The following is an 18,998-nucleotide window of genomic DNA, read 5'->3' as shown; positions in this document are numbered from 1 at the left end:
GAGATGGACCTCGCCGGAGAGCGAGTCGACGCATGAGGCCGGTATCGGCATCGCCGAGTTCAGCGAGCTGATGGCGCACATTTATCAGGGGCCGATGGAGACGCCGCCGTGGGCGGGCGTGCTCGAACTGATCCGCCGCCGGATGGAGGCGAACTACGTGACGCTGATCCTGCGCGCGGCCGCAAGCGACCGCCGCACGCCGTTGCTGGTGCATGCGTCGGAGTACGGTCCGTCGCTGCCGGGCGACGGCGAGGCGTCGTACAACAACTACTACTATTCGCTCGATCCGTTCGTCGGTCTGCCGGCGGATCGCGTGGTGACGGTCGACGAGGTGTTCGGCGACACGGGCTGGCTGTCGAGCGAACTGTACAAGCAGTTTCTGAAGCCGCAGGACGTGCGCCATATCCTGGGCGCCGACCTGCGCACGGCGTCCGGCGTCGAATGCCGCTTCCGGGTGTGCCGCAACCATGCGTCGAAGCAGTTTTCGGCGCGCGACAAGGCATTCTGCGGGCTGCTGCTGCCGCATCTTAAACGCGCGGTCGAGCTGCATTCGCGGCTCGATACGGCCGAAGTCGAACGCTCGATCTGCGCGAACGCGATCGACCGTCTGCAGGTCGGCATGATCACGCTCGACGAGAAAGGCGCGATCATCGACAGCAACGGCGTCGCCGACGAGATCCTCAAGCAGGGCAACGGCCTGACCCTTTCGCGCGGCACGATCGAGGCGACCGACGCGCAGGAGAACCGCACGCTCAAGCGGCTGATCCGTCATGCGGTGATGGGGCATCACGGCACCGCCGCGGCGATCGTCGAGGCGATGCCGATCACGCGCAGCCACGACAAGCCGCGCCTCGGCCTGCTGGTGCGCACGATCCTGCTGTCGGACTGGTCGGAGGACAACAAGCGGCGGCCGGCCGTCGCGCTGTTCCTGCGCGATCCCGACCGCAAGCCCGAAGGCGCGCAGGAGACGATCCGCAAGCTGTACGACCTGACGCCCGCCGAAACCTCGCTCGCGCTGTTGCTGACGAACGGACTGACGCTAGAGGAGGCGGCAGAGGAATCGGGCATCAGCAAGAACACGGCGCGCACGCACCTGCGCGCGATCTTCTCGAAGACAGGCGTGACGCGCCAGGCGACGCTCGTACGAATCCTGCTCGGCAGCGTGGTGCCGCTCGGTTGATGCCGGGCTGAGCGCGCGCGTCGTGCATGCACGCCGCGCGCGCAACCGTCGCCGTTCCTTACGCGGCCCCCTACGCGGCCCGCTTCTGCGAAATCACGAGCAGCGCGCCGTTGCGATCCTCCAGCACCGCGCGATACTCGTGCGGCCCCGCCTGCACCGGCACGCGCACCGACGCACCCGCTTTCACGACCCGCTCCATCGTCGCGTACAGGTCGTCGTTATCGTCGACCCGCAGCGTGAGCGCCGCCCGCTCGACGATCCGCTCCTCGCCCGCGACGAGCGCGATCGTCAGCGGCCCGCCATCGAGCGCGCAGTAGCGCGCGCCGTCGCGAAACTTCACGTTCAGGCCGAGCCCGTCGACGAACAACGGCAATGCCGTGTCGATGTCGTCGACGGGATACAGCAGCATCGAAGCTTTCATTGCGTACTCCTCATGTCGATCCGGCGGCGTCCACCACGCCGTTCGCCGATGCTAGCGCCAGCGCCGCGGGCCGCGCGCAGTCCGATCGGATGACGGTGAAATCCCTCTGTCGCGATCCCCGCCGGATTACTCCAAACAGACGATGCTCGCCAGCGCGCGCACGCCGACACTCCCATTCGTGGACCGTCGCGAACGTCTGCGTGTCGCAGGCGGCCTGCCGCGAATCGGCTTCGTCCAACCTACATGGAGACGCACCCAATGAAGTTTTCCCTCATCTACGAAGCTCAGACTACCGACGCGTCGCGCGAAGGCGACCATCGGGTATTCAAGGAGACGGTCGAGCAGGCGTTGCTCGCGGAGCAGGTCGGGTTCGACACCATCTGGTGCGTCGAGCACACGTCGCTCACGAATTACGCCCACATGAGCGCGCCCGAAACTTTCCTCGCGTATCTCGCCGGCCGCACGACGCGCATCGGCCTGGGCCACGGCGTCGTCTGCCTGCCGCCGGCGATGAACCATCCGATCAAGGTCGCGGAGCGCGTCGCGCTGCTCGACATCCTGTCGGGCGGCCGCGTGCATTTCGGCGTCGGCAAGGGCGGCAGCCAGCAGGAAGCGGGCGCGTTCGGCTACGAGCTCGACAAGCTGCAGCCGATGATCGACGAATCGATGTATCTCGTGCCGAAGATGTTCGTGCAGGACGAGATCGAGCACGACGGCACTTACATCAAGATCCCGAAGCGCCCGATTCATCCGAAGCCCTATCAGGACCCGCATCCGCCGATGTATCTCGCCTGCACCAACACCGACGCACTGCGGCGCGCGGGCGAGCGCGGCATGGGCGCGCTCGTGCTCGGCTTCGGCGGACCGGACGAAGTGGCGAAGAAGAACGCGGTCTACCGCGAGGCCTGGGCGAACCGCAAGCCCGAGGATCAGGTCGGCTTTCGCCCGACGCAGCACCTCGCGGCACTGTGCCCCGCCGTCGTGCTCGGCGACGGCCAGAAGGCACGCAAGATCGGCATCCGCGGCCAGCGCTACTTCATGGAGTCGCTCGCGTACTGGTACACGGGCGGCGAGCGTCCCGACCCGTCGAAGTGGGGCGACGACCTGATGCAGGCCGACAGCGGCGAGATGGTGATCCGCTCGCGCTTCGCATCGGAGGAAGTGGTCGTCGATTTCAGCGATTCGGCGCTGTCGATGATGAACCCGAACCACGCATACGGCACGGTGGACGACTGCATCGGCTATGTCGGCCGGCTGCAGGAAGCGGGCGTCGACGAAGTGCTGTTCCTGTGCCAGATGGGCACGGTGCCGCACGACGCGCAGATGGAGACGATCCGCAACATCGGCGAGCACGTGATTCCGTACTTCAATCGCGTGCAGCAGCGCGAGTACGCATGACGCGCGGGGCGCGCTCGCTCATCCCTTCGGACGATGCGGCGCGCCTCCCGCACGCGGAACATCGATCGCAGAACAACACGTAGGAGACGAAAAGCCGTGCATCGAGATAACGATTCGAACGCGCTGGCCGCCACGCTGATCGCGCGTGCGCAAGCGCTGGCTCCGGCGCTCGCGCAACGGGCGGCGCAGGCCGAAGCGCAGGGCCGCATCCCCGCGCAGACGCTCGCCGACATGCAGGATGCCGGCTTCTTCAAGGTGCTGCAGCCGAAGCGCCACGGCGGCTACGAGCTCGATCCGCAGACTTTCTTCGACATCCAGATGGCGCTCGCGCGCGGCTGCATGTCGACCGCGTGGGTGTACGGCGTCGTCGGCGTGCACAACTGGCAGCTCGCGCTCTTCGACGAAGCCGCGCAGCAGGACGTCTGGGGCCGCGACCCGTCGACGCTGATCGCGTCGACTTACATGCCGGTCGGCCGCGTGAGCCCGGTCGAGGGCGGTTTTCGCCTGTCCGGCCACTGGAAATTTTCGAGCGGCAGCGAGCTGTGCGACTGGGTCTTCCTCGGCGCGCTCGTGCCGCCCGCGAAGACGGGCGAGCCGCCCGAATACCGTACGTTCCTGCTGCCGAAATCCGACTACCGGATCGAACAGGACTGGGACGTGCTCGGCCTGCGCGCGACCGGCAGCCACGACATCGTCGTCGACGACGTGTTCGTGCCCGCGTACCGCACGCACAAGGCGATCGACGGGATGATGGGCACGAGCCCGGGGCTCGCGGTCAACGATGCGCCGCTCTTCAGGCTGCCGTTCGCGCAGATCTTCGTGCGCGCGGTGTGCACGTCGTGCATCGGCGCGCTGCAAGGCGCGCTCGACGATTTCACCGCCTACGCGGCGACGCGCGTCTCCGCGAACAGCGGCGCCAAAACCACCGACGATCCCGGCGCGCAGAACGCGTGCGCGAACGCGGCGGTCGCGATCGACGAGATGCAGGTGCTGCTCAGGCGCAATTTCGCGGAGCTGATGGCGTCGGCGAACGGCGGCTCCGCGGTGTCGATCGAGCGGCGCGTGCACTTCCGCTATCAGTCCGCGCAGGTCGCCGAGCGTTGCGCGCAGGCGGCGAACCAACTGTTGCGCTATGCGGGCGGCAACGGCATCTACCACCGCAATCCGCTCGTGCGCCGCTTTCTCGATCTGCATGCGGCGCGCGCGCACTACGCGAACAACGTCGATCGCTTCGGCCAGAACCTCGGCGCGGTGATGCTCGGCCGCGACAACACGGACTTCTTCATCTGACGAGACCGCGATGATCGACGCGCAAGCTCAGCAATACGTATTCGACGTCGTGATCGTCGGTTCCGGCGCGGGTGGGCTGCTGGCCGCCTGCCGCGCGGCCGACCGGGGATTGAGCGTCGTCGTGATCGAGAAAACGAAGTGCTACGGCGGCACGTCGGCGGTGTCGGGCGGCGGCATCTGGGTGCCGTGCAATCACCATATCGCCGGGCTCGGCGCGAGCGACACGCGCGAGGCGGCGCGCCGCTATCTCGACGCGTGCACCGCGGGCGCGACGACCGCCGACAAGCTCGACGCCTACCTCGACCGCGCGCCGGAGATGCTGCGCTATCTCGAAGCGAAGACGCCGGTGCGTTATCAGGCGTTGCCGAAATACGCGGACTACTTCCAGAAGCTGCCGGGCGCGATGCCGGGTTATCGCGCGCTCGATCCGCTGCCGTTCGACGGCGCGCTGCTCGGCGACGAACTCGCCCGGCTGCGCCCGCCGTCTCCCGGCACGCTGATCGGCGGCCGCGTCGCGGTCACGTCCAAGGAAGCGCACGTGCTGTTTTCGCGTGCGCCGGGCTACCTGGCGCTCGCGCTCGGGCAGTTCGGCCGCTACTGGCTCGACTGGCGGATGCGCCGCCGTTCGCGCCGCGACCGCCGTCTCACGCTCGGCAACGCGCTCGTCGGCGGGTTGCGCCGCGCGCTCTTCGATCGAGACGTGCCGCTGTGGCTCGACACGCCGATGCGCGCGCTGATCGAAGACGAGGGGCGCGTTGGCGGCGTGCGGGTCGAGCGCGCGGGCCAGCCGGCGACGATCGTCGCGAGGCGCGGGGTGATCCTCGCGGCGGGCGGCTTCGAGCGCAACCAGCCGATGCGCGAGCGCTACCTGCCGCAGCCGACGCATGCGCAGTGGAGCGCGACGCCGCCCGCGAACACCGGCGACGCGATCGCCGAAGGCGAGCGGCTCGGCGGCGCGCTCGCGCTGATGGAGCACGTGTGGGGCGCGCCGACCGTCGGCGTGGCGGGCGAGGAGAAGCAGCGCGCGCTGTTCGTCGAACGCAACCTGCCCGGCTGCGTGATCGTCAACGGACACGGCCGGCGCTTCGTCAACGAGGCGGCGCCGTACTCCGAGTTCGTGCCGGCAATGTATCGCGACCATGCGCGCACCGGCGCTGCCGTGCCCGCGTGGATGGTGTTCGACGCGCGCTTTCGCCGCAAGTATCCGTGCGGGCCGATCATGCCGGCGCAGATGATGCCCGACGCGCGCATTCCCGCCGCGCTCTCCGGCGTGCTGGTGCGCGCGGACACCGTCGACGCGCTCGCGGCCCGCATCGAAGTGGATGCGGCGGGCCTGCGCGCGACGCTCGCCGACATGGCGCGCTATGCGGCGACCGGCATCGACGAGGCATTCGGCAAGGGCGACAACCTGTTCGACACCTACTACGGCGATCCGCGGGTCAAGCCGAACCCGTGCCTCGCGCCGATCGACGAAGCGCCGTTCTACGCGGTGCGCATCGACGCGGGCGACATCGGCACCAAGGGGGGACTCGTCACCGATGCGCTCGCGCGCGTGCTGCGCGCGGACGGCGCGCCGATCGACGGCCTCTACGCGATCGGCAACACGAGCGCGTCGATGATGGGCGCGAGCTATCCGGGCGCGGGCTCGACGCTCGGCCCGGCGATGACCTTCGGCTTCATCGCCGCCGATCACCTGGCCGCGCTGGCGGTCGACGCCGCCGGACGGGCGGTCCGGCCATCCCTGCAAGAACCTGACGGAGTCAAACCATGACCGAACTCGATCCTCATCCGCTGCGTGCGGACATGCTGCTCGCCATGCGCCGCCTCGCGCGCTCGGTCGCGGTCATCAGTTGTGCGCACGATGGCAGGCGCTTCTCGATGTCCGTGACCGCGGTCGATTCGCTGTCGACCGAGCCGCCGTCGCTGCTCATCTGCATCAACCGCAGCGCGTCGCTGCATCCGCCGCTCGACGCGGGCGCGGACTTTTGCGTGAACGTGCTGTCGGCGCGTCACGAGGGCATCGCGATCGATTGCAGCGGCCGCCTGAAGGGCGAGGCGCGCTTCACCACCGGCGACTGGCAGACCTCCGTGCATGGCGTGCCGTATCTGCGCGACGCGCAGGCGAGCCTCGTCTGCGCGCAGGACGGCCGCTTCGAGTACGGCACGCATACGGTGTTCATCGGGCGCGTGAAGGAAGTGCAAACGAGCGGCGAGATCGATCCGCTCGTCTATGTCGACGGCGCGTACACGACGCGCGGCACGCCGGCGAATTGCGCGGCCGCGTAACACGTCCCTCTCAATCGAAACGGAAGACACGAAACATGGCAAACAGACTGAACGGCAAGATTGCGATCATCACCGGCGCGGCGAGCGGCGTCGGCCGTGAGGACGCGCTGCTCTTCGCGCGCGAGGGCGCGCGCGTGGTGCTCACCGACATCAACGAGGACGGCGGGCGCGAGGTGGCGCGCGAGATCGGCGACGACGCGCTCTTCGTGCGGCACGACATCGCATCGGAAGCGAGCTGGAGCGACGCGTTCGGCGCGGCCGCGAACCGCTTCGGCACGCCGGACGTGCTCGTCAACAACGCGGCCGTGCTGATTCCCGGCGATATCGAGAACTGCTCGCTCGACGTGTGGCGGCGCACGCTGCAGATCAACGCCGAAGGCTATTTCCTCGGCTGCCAGGCGGCCGTGCGCGCGATGAAGGCGGCGGGCGGATCGATCGTCAACATGTCGTCGGTCGCCGCGCTCGGCGGGCTCGCCGTGTTCTGCGCGTATGCGGCGAGCAAGGGCGCGGTGACCGCGATGACGCGTTCGATCGCCGCGCACTGCAAGCAGCAGGGCTACCGGATCCGCTGCAACACGATTCACCCCGACGGCATCTTCACGCCGATGACCGCGCCGTACTTCGGCGATGCCGAGGCGACGCGCATCGCGCTCGAGCAGGGCATCGATCCGCAGGGCCGCCTCGCGCTGCCCGAGGACATCGCGAATCTGGTGTTGTTCCTCGCGTCCGACGAATCGCGTTTCGTCAACGGCAGCGAATACCGCATCGACAACGGCAACCTGATCATGGGCGTCGCCTGAGGCATACGTCGATGGACGATTCGCGTTTTCACCGACTGGGCGTCGCCGAAGTGATCGTGGAGAGCGCCGACGCGTGCTCGTTCGTGCTCGACGTGCCGGCCGCGCTTCGCGAAGCATTCGCGTACCGGCCCGGGCAATTCCTGACGCTCAAAGTGCCGTGCGGCGACGCGGCCGTGCAGCGCTGCTACTCGCTGTCGAGCGCGCCGGGCATCGACGCGCGGCCCAGGATCACCGTGAAGAAGGTGCCCGGCGGCCGTGCGTCGAACTGGCTGTGCGAGCGCGTGCGCGCGGGCGATGCGCTCGACGCGATGGCGCCCGCGGGCGTGTTCACGCCGCGCGCGCTCGACGCCGACCTGCTGCTGTTCGCGGGCGGCAGCGGCATCACGCCGGTGCTGTCGATCCTGAAGTCCGCGCTCGTGCACGGCCGCGGGATGCTGACGCTCGTCTACGCGAACCGCGACGAGCGCTCGGTGATCTTCCGCGACGAACTGAGGCAGCTCGGCGAGCGGCATCCGGGCCGCCTGCGCGTGATTCACTGGCTCGACAGCGTGCAGGGCATTCCGCAGCCGCGGCATCTCGAAGAGCTCGCGCGGCCCTTCAGCCGGCAGGAGACGTTCATCTGCGGTCCGGCGCTGTTCATGGAGAACGCGCTCGCCGCGATGCTCGCGCTCGGGCTGCCGCGCGCGCAGGTGCATGTCGAACGCTTCGTGTCGCTGCCCGATGCCGCGCCCGCTTCGCCGGACGACATGCCGGCGCAGGCCCCCGGCAACGGCGCGGCGATCGAGACGGTGCTCGACGGCGAGTCGTTCTCGTTCGACAGCCGCTCCGGCGAGACCCTGCTCGACGCGATGCTGCGCGCCGGGGTGCCCGCGCCGAACGCCTGCCGCATGGGGCAATGCGGCGCATGCATGTGCCGGGTGGAGCGCGGCGCGGTCGCGCTCGACGGCAATCGCGTGCTCGACGAAGACGAACTGGCGGCGGGCTGGACGCTCGCCTGCTGCGCGAAGCCCGCGAGCGGCACGCTGCGGGTCGTGTTTCCCGATTGAGCCGTCCGGCGCGGACGGCCTTTAGCCATGCGAACGATGACCGACAACGACATTCTGACCACCCCCGCGCTGATCGCGCGGGGCGCCGCGCGCCACGGCGCGCACCCGGCCATCGAGTCGGAGCACGGCCGCCTGACCTACGCGGAGCTCGACGCCGCCCGGCTCGAAGCGGCGCGCGCGCTGCTCGCGAGCGGCATCGAAGCGGGCGACCGGATCGCGATCTGGGCGCCGAACCTGCCGCTGTGGATCGTCGCGGCGCTGGCGATCCATACGGCCGGCGCGGTGCTCGTGCCGGTCAACACGCGAATGAAGGGGCTGGAGGCCGGCGGCGTGCTGCACGACAGCGGCGCGCGTCTGCTGTTCTGCTGCGGCACGTTTCTCGGCGAGTCGTATCCGGCGATGCTCGGCGCTCATCGGCCGGCGACGCTCGAACGCATCGTCGTGTTCGACGGCGCGCCGGCGGACGGCGCGCTGGACGAGACATGGAACGCGTTCGTCGCGCGCGCCGCGCAGGTGCCGCTCGACGCGGTGCGCGCCCGTGAGGCGGGTGTGACGCCCGACACCGTGATGGACCTGATGTTCACGTCGGGCACGACCGGCCGCCCGAAAGGCGTGATGACCGCGCACGGGCAGAATCTGCGCGCGGCGCAGGACTGGGCGCGGATCGCGGGCGTCGGACAGGACGACCGCTACCTGATCGTCAATCCGTTCTTTCATACCTTCGGCTACAAGGCGGGCTGGCTCGCCGCGCTGGCGGGGGGCGCGACGGTGCTGCCTCATCCGGTGTTCCAGCCCGACGAAGTGCTGCGCCGCGTCGCCCGCGAGCGCGTGTCGGTGCTGCCGGGGCCGCCGACGCTGTATTACGCGCTGCTGGACAGTCCGGAGCGCGCCGCGCACGACCTGTCGTCGCTGCGCGTGGCGGTGACCGGCGCGGCGGCGATCGCGCCGAGCCTCATCGAGCGCATGCGCGCCGAGCTGGGCTTCGAGACCGTGCTGACCGGCTACGGACTCACGGAGTCGTGCGGCTTCGCGACCCTGTGCCGGCACGGCGATGACGCCGATACGGTCGCCCGCACATCCGGCCGGGCGATGCCGGGCGTCGAGATCCGCATCGCGGGGCCGGGCGGCGCGCCGCTAGGGCCGGACGAGACCGGAGAGATACGGGTGCGGGGCTACAACGTGATGCGCGGCTACTTCCGGCAGCCGGACGCGACCCGCGAGACGATCGACGCCGACGGCTGGCTGCATACCGGCGACCTCGGCTGCCTCGACGCGAACGGCAACCTGCGGATCACCGACCGGATCAAGGACATGTATATCGCCGGCGGCTTCAACTGCTATCCAGCGGAGATCGAGCGGCTCCTGGCCGCGCATCCGTCGATCGCGCAGGTCGCGCTGATCGGCGTGCCGGACGCGCGCCTCGGCGAGGTCGGGCATGCGTACGTGGTGCTGCGGCCGAACGCGCGCGCGAGCGCGGACGAGCTGAGCGAATGGGCGCGGCGGAACATGGCGAACTACAAGGTGCCGCGCCATTTCACGTTCGTCGAGCGGCTGCCGGTGAGCGCGGCGGGCAAGGTGCTCAAGTACCGGTTGCGCGCGGCGGCGCGGGACGTCGCCTGACGCGGCGCGTGGCCGGCCGTGCGCCGGCATGTCGATCTCCCGCTCACTCTCATCCCAACAGACGATGTAGCACTTCGCGCGACCGGCCAGAATCGTTTCACGAACAACGTGTATGAATCTGGAGGAAGCCGAAATGATCGATGTCCGTGCGCTCGGTTATGTCGTCGTCGAGGCGACGCGCGTCGAGGCGTGGCGCCGCTACGCGGAAGACGTACTGGGCATGCAGGCGCTCGATGCGCCGGGCGGCGCGCTGTATCTGAAGATGGACGAGCGCGATTTCCGCTATCTGATCGTCCCGGGCGACGCGGACCGCTATCGCGCGTCGGGCTGGGAACTCGCCGACGAAGCCGCGTTCGACGCGGCCTGCGCGGCACTGCGGCGCGCGGGCATCGAGGCTGAGCGCGCGAGCCCGCAGGACGCGGCGCTGCGCCGCGTGCAGGCGATGGCGTGGTGCACGGACCCGTCCGGCAACCGCCACGAGCTGTACTGGGGCGCGCGCTGCGACTTCAGCCGCTTCGTGTCGCCGCTCGGCGTGACGCGCTTCGTGACGGGCGACATGGGCCTCGGCCACACGGTGCTGCCCGCGCCGCAATTCGACGCGACCGACGCGTTCGTGCGCGAGGTGCTCGGCTTCGAGCTGTCCGACATCTTCCGCGTGAAGTTCACGCCCGATCCGGCCGAGCCGGAGAAGCGCATCCACTTCATGCATTGCCGCAACGCGCGCCATCACAGCCTCGCGATCATCGAGATGCCGGTGCCGTCGGGCTGTGTGCACGTGATGGCCGAGGTCGAGTCGATGGACGAGGTCGGCCGCGCGCTCGACCGCGCAGCGGCGCACGACGTGAAGCTGTCCGCGACGCTCGGCCGGCATTGCAACGACCAGATGATCTCGTTCTACATGAAGACCCCGGGCGGCTTCGATCTCGAATACGGCTTCGGCGGGCTGACCGTCGACTGGTCGCAGCACACCGTGTTCGAGGCGACCCGCGTGAGCCAGTGGGGCCATGACTTCAGCATCGGATACCGGTGAGACGATGAAACCACTCGACAAACAGATAACCGCGCGCGACGCGATCGCGCAGCTCGCCGACGGCATGACCATCGGCATCGGCGGATGGGGGCCGCGGCGCAAGCCGATGGCGCTCGTGCGCGAGATCCTGCGCTCGGACCTGAAGGACCTGACGATCGTCGCCTACGGCGGCCCGGACGTCGGCCTGCTCTGCGCGGCGGGCAAGGTGCGCAAGGTGATCTTCGGCTTCGTGTCGCTCGACGTGATCCCGCTTGAACCGCATTTTCGCCGGGCGCGCGAAGCGGGCCGCATCGACGTGCTCGAACTCGACGAAGGCATGCTGCAACTCGGACTGCGCGCCGCGGCCGCGCGCCTGCCGTTCCTGCCGACGCGCGTCGGGCTCGGCACCGCGCTGCTGGACCACGCGCCGCAGTTGCGCACCGTGCAGTCGCCTTACGACGATGCAGAAACGCTGCTCGCGATGCCCGCGATCGAGCTCGACGCCGCGCTGCTGCACGTGAACGCCGCCGACAGGATGGGCAACGTGCGCATCGACGGACCCGATCCGTTCTTCGATGCATGGTTCGCGCGCGCCGCGAAGCGCTGCTACGTATCGGCGGAAACGCTCGATGCGTCGCTCGCGAGCGACGACCTCGACGCCGCGCGCCGCCATCCGTTCGAGCGCTCGCTCGTGACGGGCGTCGTGCACGCGCCGGGCGGCGCGCATCCGACTTCCTGCGCGCCCGCCTATGGCTGGGACCTGCCGCACCTGCGCGCGTACTGCGCGAGCGCGGAAGACGACGCGCAAGCGAACGCCTATCTCCGCGATATAGCGGGCCGCGGCGAGCGCCAATATCTCGAAGGCGTGGGCGGCCTGTCGCATGTGGCGGCGCTGCCGCTGCCGATTCTGTAAAGGAGCGCGTGTGAGCGAATCTCTCGACCATTCCCTCGCGGAACTGATGATCGTCGCGTCTGCGCGTATCTGGCGCGACGACGGCGAAGTGCTGGCGACCGGCATCGGCGCCGGCCCGCGTCTCGCGGCGGGCCTCGCGCGGCTCGCGCACAACAGCGGCCTGATGCTGACCGACGGCGAAGCGTATCTCGTCGAGGAGCCGGTGCCGCTCGGCCCGCGCCCCGACGGCCATCGCGTGCAGGCGAGCGGCTGGATGACCTACGAGCGCGTGTTCGACTGCCTGTGGCATGGCCGCCGCCATGCGCTCGTGATGCCGACGCAGATCGACCGCTTCGGCCAGGCGAATATCTCGCACCTCGGCGGCGACCACGCGCATCCGAAAACGCAACTGCTCGGCGCGCGCGGCTTTCCGGGCAACTCGACGAATCACGCGAACTCGTTCTTCGTGAGCGGCCACGGCAAGCGCACTTTCGTCGCGGGCGAAGTCGACATGGTGTGCAGCGTCGGCTACAACCCGGCGCGGCGTTTGCCCGGCATGAAGACCTTCGTCGATCTGCGCAGCATCGTCACCGATCTGTGCGTGATGGACTTCGGCGGCCCGGATCACGCGATCCGCGTGCGCTCGCTGCATCCGGGCGTGAGCTTCGACGAAGTGCAGGACGCGACCGGCTTCCCGCTCGCGGCCCATCCCGAACTCGGCACGACGCCCGCGCCCTCCGCGGACGAGCTGCGCATCGTGCGCGCGCTCGACCCGCACAACCAGCGCGCGAGCATCGTGCGCGGCAATCCGGCTCCGCGTCGCGGATGAGGTGCCCTATGGAATCGATTCAGCATGGCGCGAGCGAGGATGTCGTCGACTACGCGGTCGAGGACGGCATCGCGACGATCACGATGAACCGTCCCGAGTATCACAACGCGCAGAACTCGAAGATGACGTATGCGCTCGACGCCGCGTTCCGGCGCGCCGCGCACGACGACGCGGTCAAGGCGATCGTGCTGGCCGGCGCGGGCAAGCACTTTTCGGCCGGGCACGACATCGGCACGCCGGGGCGCGACATCCACGCGTCGTTCGAGCGCGCGTCGCTGTGGTACGACCACGCCGACAAGGACGGCGGCGAGTTTCTCTATGCCCGCGAGCAGGAGGTGTATCTCGGCATGTGCCGCCGCTGGCGCGATCTTCCAAAGCCGACCATCGCGATGGTGCAGGGCGCGTGCATCGCGGGCGGGCTGATGCTCGCGTGGGTGTGCGACCTGATCGTCGCGTCCGACGATGCGTTCTTCGCCGACCCCGTCGTGCGAATGGGCATTCCCGGCGTCGAATATTTCGCGCATGCGTACGAGCTGAATCCGCGCATCGCGAAGGAGTTCCTGTTTCTCGGCGAACGGATGCCGGCCGGGCGCGCATACCAGATGGGCATGGTCAACCGCGTCGTGCCGCGCGAGCAGTTGCGCGACGAGACCTTCGGCATCGCCGCGCGCATCGCCGCGATGCCGCGCCTCGGCCTCGCGCTCACCAAGCAGGCGGTGAATCACGTCGAGGAACTGCAAGGCAAGCGCGCGGCGATGGACGCGGCGTTCGCGTGGCATCACTTCGCGCACGCGCACAACGAGCTCGTGAGCGGCGACCGGCTCGGCGGCTACGACGCACGCAAGATGGCGAGCTCGCAGCGCGGGCCGGGGGACGTCGACGGAGTCGCCGCATGAAGACGATGCTCGCCACGCCGCTCACCGATCTGCTCGGTTGCCGCTATCCGGTCGTGCAGACCGCGATGGGCTGGGTCGCCGATGCGCGGCTCGTCGCCGCGACCTGCAACGCGGGCGGCTTCGGCTTTCTCGCGGGCGCGACGCTCGAACCGGACCGGGTCGAAGCGGAAATCCTGCGCGTGAAGTCGCTCACGGACCAGCCCTTCGGCATCAACTTCCACATGTTCCAGAAGAACGCGAAGCAGGTGGTCGAGCTCGCGATCCGGCACAGGCTGCGCGCGGTCAGTTACGGCCGCGGCCCGGACGCGAAGACCATTCGCCGCTTCAAGGACGCGGGCATCGTCTGCATGCCGACCGTCGGTGCGCCGAAGCATGCGGTCAAGGCTGTCGAGCTGGGCGCGGACATCGTCACGGTGCAGGGCGCCGAGGGCGGCGGCCACACCGGCTCGGTGCCGACGACGCTGTTGCTGCCGAAGGTGCTCGACGCGGTGCGGGTGCCCGTGGTCGCGGCAGGCGGCTTCTTCGACGGACGCGGCCTCGCCGCCGCGCTCGCCTACGGCGCGGCCGGCATCGCGATGGGCACGCGCTTTCTGATGACCGCCGAGTCGCCGGTGCCGCGCGCGACGCTCGATCGCTACGTCGCGGTTGGCGATCCGGCGCACATCCGCGTGTCCGATGCGCTCGACGGTCTGCCGCAACGCATGATCGACAACCCGTACCTGCTGCGGCTCGAACGCTTCGGCCCGCTGCGGCGCACGCTGTTCGCGCTGAAGACGGCGGAGGCCTGGCGGCGCCAGAACGGCCTGCGCGCGGGCCAGATGCTCGCGCTCGCGCTCAAGGCGCTCCGCGAGCACGACTACACGGCCAGTCAGACGCTGATGGCGGCGAACGCGCCGTTCCTGATCCAGCGCGCGATCGTCGAAGGCCGGCCGGACGATGGCGTGCTGCCGAGCGGACAGGCGGCCGCGATGATCGGCGCGATCGAATCGTGCGAGACGCTCATCGCGCGCATCGTCGCGGACGCCGCCGCCCGCCTCGACGCGCTCGCGGCGCAGGCGGCCTGAACCACACAGACGGAGACAGACGAAATGACAGCATCGAAGCAATCGGGCGTGGCCCTGCCGTACTGGATCGGCGGGGAAGGCGGCATCGCCGAACTGGTGATCGACCATCCGCCGGTCAACGCGCTCGACGCGCACGGCTGGCACGCGCTCGCACAGGCGTTCGACGCTCTGGGCCGCGACGACAGCGTGCGCGTGATCGTCGTGCGCAGCGAAGGGCGCGGCTTCTGCGCGGGCGTGGACGTGAAGGAGCTGGCCGCGCATCCGGAGCGCATCGTCACGGTGAACGCCGGCAACTACGAGACGTTCCGCGCGGTGCATCGCAACCCGAAGCCGGTGATCGCGGCGGTGCACGGCTTCGTGCTCGGCGGCGGGATCGGCATCTGCGGCGCGGCGGATATCGTCGTCGCGGCGGACTGCGCGCGCTTCGGCGTGCCGGAGATCGACCGCGGCGCGATGGGCGGCGGCGCGCATCTGCAGCGTTTGTTCGGCGTGCAGAAGGTGCGCGCGATGTATTTCACCGGCGAGATGATCGATGCGGCCGAAGCGTACCGGCTCGGCGCGATCGAGCAGGTCGTGACGCGCGCGGCGCTGCGCGACGCGGCGCTCGCCATCGCGCGCAAGATCGCCGCGAAGAGCCCGGCGATGGTGCGGCTCGCGAAGGAGTCGCTCAACGGCGTCGAGGACGGCGATCTCGAAGACAAATATCGCTGGGAGCAGGGCTTCACGCTGCAGGCGTACATGACGCAGGACTCGAACGAGGCGCGCGCGGCCTTCGTCGAAAAGCGCGACGCACGGTTCGACGCTCGCGCCGGGACTGTGGAGACGCGCTCATGAAACTCGCCTACACCCCGCAACAGAAGGCGTTTCGCGCGGAGATCCGCGACTGGCTCGCGACGCACGTGCCGCGCGAGCGGCTGCCGAGCTTCGACACCGAGGCAGGCTTCGCCGCGCATCGCGAATGGGAGCGCACGCTGCATTCGGGCCGCTGGAGCATGGTCACGTGGCCGCGCGAACTGGGCGGGCGCGGCTGCGACCTGATCGAGTGGCTGATTTTCGAGGAGGAATACTGGCGCGCCGATGCGCCGATGCGCGTGAACCAGAACGGCATCTTCCTGCTCGGCCCGACGCTGATGGACTTCGGCACCGACGCGCAGAAGGCCCGCTTTCTGCCCGCGATGGCCGCGGGCGAGCATGTCTGGGCGCAGGGCTGGTCCGAGCCGAACGCCGGCTCCGACATGGCGGCGATCCGCGCGAGCGCGACCCGCATCGGCGACGAGTACGTGCTGAACGGCCAGAAGATCTGGTCGACCCGCGCGGTCTGGGCCGACTGGCTGTTCGGGCTGTTTCGCAGCGATCCGCAGTCGTCGCGTCATCAGGGCCTCACGTTCCTGATGGTGCCGCTGTCCGCGCCCGGCATCACCGTGCGGCCGATCCGCCAGTTGAACGGCCAGACCGGCTTCGCGGAGATCTTCTTCGACGACGTGCGCATGCCCGTCGAGAACCGGCTCGCGGCCGAAGGCGCGGGCTGGCAGGTCGCGATGGCGACGGCCGGCTTCGAGCGCGGGCTGATGCTGCGTTCCCCCGCGCGCTTCCAGCGCACGGCCGAGGCGCTGCGCGAGCTGTACTTCGCGCACCGCGACAGCGCCGAACGCGATCCGACGCTTTCCGAGCGCGTCGTCGCCGCGTGGATGGATGCGCAGGCGTATGCGCTGTCGACCTACGCGACCGCGTGCCGCCTGCAGAAGGGCGGCCATATCGGCGCGGAATCGAGCACGAACAAGGTGTTCTGGTCGGAGCTGGATCTGCGCATGCACCAGACCGCGTTCGACATCCTCGGCGCGCACGGCGAGATCGTCCCGCGCACGTCCGCGCAGCACGCGAGTCTCGGCCACTGGCTCGACGGCTTCCTGTTCGCGCAGGCCGGCCCGATCTACGCGGGCACCAACGAGATCCAGCGCAACATCGTCGCAGAACGGATGCTCGGCATGCCGCGCGCATAGGCGCACGCGCTCACCTCACTGAACGGACCAACGCATGGATTTCGTATTCGATGAAGACCAGGAAGCGCTCGCGGACACCGTCAAGCGGCTCCTGATGACCGAGATGACGCCGGAGCTGATCCGCGAGCTATGGACGACGCCGACGGGCCGCTCGGATGCGCTGTGGTCGCTGTTCGCGTCGCAGGGGCTGACCGCCGTGTCGGTGCCCGAGGCCCACGGCGGACTCGGCCTGAGCGAAGTCGAATGGGCGCTGCTCGCGCAGACCTACGGCTATTTCGGCAGCCCCGAGCCGTTGCTCGACACGGCGCTCGTCGCGGCCGGCGTGCTCGAACGTCTGCCGTCCTCCGGCTGGCGCGATGCATTGCTGCGCGATGTCGCCGAGGGGCGCGCGCGCGTCGCGCTCGTGCATCCGGCGAACCCGTATGCGGAGGACGTGCATGTCGCGCATACGCTGCTGTGCGAGCACCGCGGCGCGCTGCATCGCGTCGATCCGAAGCAATGCGCGTGGCGCGCGCTCGATAGCGTCGATCCGTCGCGGCGTCTCTTCATGCTCGACTGGGAGCCGTCGTCGGCGACGCGCATCGCGGGCCGCGAAGAAGCCGCGCCGATCCTCGCCCGCGCGCTCGATCACGGCGCGTTCGCGGTCGCCGCGCAAATGCTGGGCCTCACGCAGCGCGTGCTCGACGTCGCGATCGATTACAGCGCACAGCGCAAGCAGTTCGGTCGCGCGATCGGCTCGTATCAGGCGCTCAAGCATCTGCTCGCCGATGTCGCGATCCGCTACGAGTTCGCGCGGCCGGTGCTCGCGCGCGCTGCCGCTGCGCTCGCGGACGACCATCCGCAGCGCGCGGTGTTCGTGTCGCACGCGAAGCTCGCGGCCGTCGCCGCCGCGCAGCTCGCCGCGCGCCACGCGATGCAGGTGCACGGCGCGATCGGCTACACCTGGGAGCTCGACCTGCAGATCTTCATGAAGCGTATCTGGGCGCTCGCCCATACCTGGGGCGACAGCGCCTTTCACAAGGCCCGCGTGGCCGATGCGATCCTCGGCGACGCGCTGGCGATCGGCCCCGCGCAGACCTTCGACCTGGAGGAACAATGAAACAAGCGTATATCGTCGATGCATTGCGCACGCCGACCGGCCGCCGCAAGGGCGGGCTCGCCCATCTGCACGCGGCCGATCTCGGCGCGTTCGCGCTGAAGACGCTCGTCGCGCGCAACGCGATTCCCGCCGAAGACTACGACGACGTGATCTTCGGCTGCGTCGACACGATCGGCCCGCTCGCGGGCAACATCGCGCGCACCTGCTGGCTCGCGGCCGGCCTGCCGCTCACGGTGCCGGGCGTCACCGTCGATCGCCAGTGCGGCTCGTCGCAGCAGGCCGTGCACTTCGCGGCCCAGGCCGTGATGAGCGGCGTGCAGGACGTGGTCGTCGCGGGCGGCGTGCAGACGATGACGCAGATCCCGATCTCGTCGGCGATGACCTGCGCCGCGCCGCTCGGCTTCGGCGATCCGTTCTCCGGCAGCGCGGGCTGGCGCGAGCGCTTCGGCGATGCGCCCGTGTCGCAGTTCCACGCCGCGCAGCGCATTGCCGATCACTGGAGCCTCTCGCGCGACGCGATGGAGCGCTATGCGCTCGAAAGCCATCGGCGTGCGGTCGCGGCGATCGAGGCCGGGCATTTCGCGCGCGAAGTCGTGCCCCTCGAAGGCGTGAAGCACGACGAAACGCCGCGCCCGGATACGTCGCTCGACAAGATGGCCACGCTCGAACCGCTGACGCCGGGCGGCTCGCTCACCGCCGCCGTCGCGAGTCAGACCTGCGACGCGGCGGCGGCGCTCCTGATCGTCTCGGAGGAGGCGTTGAAGCGCTACGGGCTCACGCCGCGCGCGCGCATCCATCACCTGAGCGTGCTCGGCGACGACCCGCTGTGGATGCTCACCGCGCCGATCCCGGCCGCGAAGGAAGCGCTGCGCCGCGCCGGGCTCGACTGGTCGCAGATCGACGTCGTCGAGCTGAACGAGGCGTTCGCGTCGGTCGCGCTCGCCTGGCTCGCGGACACGCGCTTCCCGCACGAAAAAACCAATCCCAACGGCGGCGCGATCGCGCTCGGCCATCCGCTCGGCGCGACCGGCGCGAAGCTGATGACGACGCTCCTGCACGAGCTGGAGCGTACCGGCGGCCGCTACGGCATGCAGACGATGTGCGAAGGCGGCGGGCTCGCGAACGTCACGATCATCGAGCGCCTGTGAGCGCGTCATTTTCAGCGAGG

At 69.5% G+C, this 18,998-nt stretch carries 18 protein-coding genes; 17 read left to right on the top strand and 1 reads right to left on the bottom strand.

Features of this window, described 5'->3' with window-relative positions:
* Positions 1-1,180 (top strand): helix-turn-helix transcriptional regulator (locus tag U4Y90_RS34170; protein ID WP_321801360.1); only part of this gene is annotated, 1,180 nt, incomplete at its 5' end.
* A gap of 70 nt (positions 1,181-1,250) precedes the next feature.
* Here U4Y90_RS34170 and U4Y90_RS34165 read toward each other — a convergent pair.
* Positions 1,251-1,601 carry a VOC family protein gene (locus U4Y90_RS34165; protein WP_321801359.1) on the bottom strand — a complete coding sequence of 117 codons (351 nt, stop codon included), beginning with the start codon at positions 1,599-1,601 and terminating at the stop codon, positions 1,251-1,253.
* 258 nt (positions 1,602-1,859) lie between these two features.
* On the opposite strand from U4Y90_RS34165, the gene U4Y90_RS34160 reads away from it, so the two are divergent.
* The 16 genes from U4Y90_RS34160 to U4Y90_RS34085 all read left to right on the top strand — a co-directional run bounded on the left by U4Y90_RS34160 (position 1,860) and on the right by U4Y90_RS34085 (position 18,978).
* Positions 1,860-2,999 (top strand): LLM class flavin-dependent oxidoreductase, encoded by a 1,140-nt coding sequence (locus U4Y90_RS34160; protein ID WP_321801358.1) that lies wholly within the window; start codon positions 1,860-1,862, stop codon positions 2,997-2,999.
* Positions 3,000-3,095: 96 nt separating this feature from the next.
* Positions 3,096-4,289, top strand: coding sequence for an acyl-CoA dehydrogenase family protein (locus U4Y90_RS34155; protein ID WP_321801356.1), 1,194 nt, complete (start codon positions 3,096-3,098; stop codon positions 4,287-4,289).
* Positions 4,290-4,299: 10 nt separating this feature from the next.
* The gene (locus U4Y90_RS34150) at positions 4,300-6,060 is read left to right on the top strand and encodes an FAD-dependent oxidoreductase (RefSeq protein ID WP_321801354.1); all 1,761 of its coding nucleotides are present in this window, start codon (positions 4,300-4,302) and stop codon (positions 6,058-6,060) included.
* Entirely contained in the window at positions 6,057-6,575 is a 519-nt protein-coding gene (locus tag U4Y90_RS34145) for a flavin reductase family protein (RefSeq protein WP_321801353.1), read from the top strand. Before U4Y90_RS34150 ends, U4Y90_RS34145 begins: the two co-directional genes overlap by 4 nt.
* Positions 6,576-6,610: 35 nt before the next feature.
* Positions 6,611-7,375, top strand: a complete 765-nt coding sequence (locus U4Y90_RS34140; protein WP_321801352.1) for an SDR family oxidoreductase — start codon at positions 6,611-6,613, stop codon at positions 7,373-7,375.
* 11 nt (positions 7,376-7,386) lie between these two features.
* Complete coding sequence (locus tag U4Y90_RS34135; RefSeq protein ID WP_321801350.1) at positions 7,387-8,421, top strand: ferredoxin--NADP reductase; 1,035 nt, start codon at positions 7,387-7,389, stop codon at positions 8,419-8,421.
* 27 nt (positions 8,422-8,448) lie between these two features.
* On the top strand, positions 8,449-10,041 hold the full coding sequence (locus tag U4Y90_RS34130; protein ID WP_415749446.1) for a FadD3 family acyl-CoA ligase: 1,593 nt from the start codon (positions 8,449-8,451) through the stop codon (positions 10,039-10,041).
* A gap of 133 nt (positions 10,042-10,174) precedes the next feature.
* A complete protein-coding gene (locus U4Y90_RS34125; RefSeq protein ID WP_321801348.1) occupies positions 10,175-11,071 on the top strand; it encodes a VOC family protein in 897 nt (298 codons plus the stop codon).
* 4 nt (positions 11,072-11,075) lie between these two features.
* On the top strand, positions 11,076-11,963 hold the full coding sequence (locus U4Y90_RS34120) for a CoA transferase subunit A (protein ID WP_321801347.1): 888 nt from the start codon (positions 11,076-11,078) through the stop codon (positions 11,961-11,963).
* A 10-nt stretch (positions 11,964-11,973) separates the two neighbouring features.
* Positions 11,974-12,771 (top strand): ketoacid CoA transferase, encoded by a 798-nt coding sequence (locus U4Y90_RS34115; RefSeq protein ID WP_321801345.1) that lies wholly within the window; start codon positions 11,974-11,976, stop codon positions 12,769-12,771.
* A gap of 8 nt (positions 12,772-12,779) precedes the next feature.
* On the top strand, positions 12,780-13,667 hold the full coding sequence (locus U4Y90_RS34110; protein WP_415749445.1) for an enoyl-CoA hydratase: 888 nt from the start codon (positions 12,780-12,782) through the stop codon (positions 13,665-13,667).
* Positions 13,664-14,731, top strand: coding sequence for a nitronate monooxygenase (locus tag U4Y90_RS34105; RefSeq protein ID WP_321801343.1), 1,068 nt, complete (start codon positions 13,664-13,666; stop codon positions 14,729-14,731). Before U4Y90_RS34110 ends, U4Y90_RS34105 begins: the two co-directional genes overlap by 4 nt.
* A 24-nt stretch (positions 14,732-14,755) precedes the next feature.
* On the top strand, positions 14,756-15,565 hold the full coding sequence (locus U4Y90_RS34100) for an enoyl-CoA hydratase family protein (RefSeq protein WP_321801341.1): 810 nt from the start codon (positions 14,756-14,758) through the stop codon (positions 15,563-15,565).
* Positions 15,562-16,731 carry an acyl-CoA dehydrogenase family protein gene (locus tag U4Y90_RS34095; protein WP_321801340.1) on the top strand — a complete coding sequence of 390 codons (1,170 nt, stop codon included), beginning with the start codon at positions 15,562-15,564 and terminating at the stop codon, positions 16,729-16,731. The genes U4Y90_RS34100 and U4Y90_RS34095 overlap by 4 nt, the downstream gene beginning before the upstream one ends.
* Before the next feature lie 34 nt (positions 16,732-16,765).
* Positions 16,766-17,830: an acyl-CoA dehydrogenase family protein gene (locus U4Y90_RS34090; RefSeq protein WP_321801339.1), complete on the top strand. Its 1,065-nt coding sequence runs from the start codon at positions 16,766-16,768 to the stop codon at positions 17,828-17,830.
* Positions 17,827-18,978 carry an acetyl-CoA C-acetyltransferase gene (locus U4Y90_RS34085; protein WP_321801338.1) on the top strand — a complete coding sequence of 384 codons (1,152 nt, stop codon included), beginning with the start codon at positions 17,827-17,829 and terminating at the stop codon, positions 18,976-18,978. Before U4Y90_RS34090 ends, U4Y90_RS34085 begins: the two co-directional genes overlap by 4 nt.
* The last annotated feature ends 20 nt before the right edge of the window (positions 18,979-18,998 follow it).

The organism is Caballeronia sp. J97 (genome assembly GCF_905220305.1).
Classification (GTDB): domain Bacteria; phylum Pseudomonadota; class Gammaproteobacteria; order Burkholderiales; family Burkholderiaceae; genus Caballeronia.
Note: the sequence above shows the minus strand (reverse complement) of the source record. Positions and strands in the feature narration are given on the sequence as shown.

Coding starts and splice junctions, on each gene's coding strand:
- U4Y90_RS34165 (WP_321801359.1), bottom strand. CDS start 1,601: ATGAAAGCTTCGATGCTGCTGTATCCCGTCGACGACATCGACACGGCA.
- U4Y90_RS34160 (WP_321801358.1), top strand. CDS start 1,860: ATGAAGTTTTCCCTCATCTACGAAGCTCAGACTACCGACGCGTCGCGC.
- U4Y90_RS34150 (WP_321801354.1), top strand. CDS start 4,300: ATGATCGACGCGCAAGCTCAGCAATACGTATTCGACGTCGTGATCGTC.
- U4Y90_RS34145 (WP_321801353.1), top strand. CDS start 6,057: ATGACCGAACTCGATCCTCATCCGCTGCGTGCGGACATGCTGCTCGCC.
- U4Y90_RS34140 (WP_321801352.1), top strand. CDS start 6,611: ATGGCAAACAGACTGAACGGCAAGATTGCGATCATCACCGGCGCGGCG.
- U4Y90_RS34135 (WP_321801350.1), top strand. CDS start 7,387: ATGGACGATTCGCGTTTTCACCGACTGGGCGTCGCCGAAGTGATCGTG.
- U4Y90_RS34130 (WP_415749446.1), top strand. CDS start 8,449: ATGCGAACGATGACCGACAACGACATTCTGACCACCCCCGCGCTGATC.
- U4Y90_RS34125 (WP_321801348.1), top strand. CDS start 10,175: ATGATCGATGTCCGTGCGCTCGGTTATGTCGTCGTCGAGGCGACGCGC.
- U4Y90_RS34120 (WP_321801347.1), top strand. CDS start 11,076: ATGAAACCACTCGACAAACAGATAACCGCGCGCGACGCGATCGCGCAG.
- U4Y90_RS34110 (WP_415749445.1), top strand. CDS start 12,780: ATGGAATCGATTCAGCATGGCGCGAGCGAGGATGTCGTCGACTACGCG.
- U4Y90_RS34105 (WP_321801343.1), top strand. CDS start 13,664: ATGAAGACGATGCTCGCCACGCCGCTCACCGATCTGCTCGGTTGCCGC.
- U4Y90_RS34100 (WP_321801341.1), top strand. CDS start 14,756: ATGACAGCATCGAAGCAATCGGGCGTGGCCCTGCCGTACTGGATCGGC.
- U4Y90_RS34095 (WP_321801340.1), top strand. CDS start 15,562: ATGAAACTCGCCTACACCCCGCAACAGAAGGCGTTTCGCGCGGAGATC.
- U4Y90_RS34090 (WP_321801339.1), top strand. CDS start 16,766: ATGGATTTCGTATTCGATGAAGACCAGGAAGCGCTCGCGGACACCGTC.
- U4Y90_RS34085 (WP_321801338.1), top strand. CDS start 17,827: ATGAAACAAGCGTATATCGTCGATGCATTGCGCACGCCGACCGGCCGC.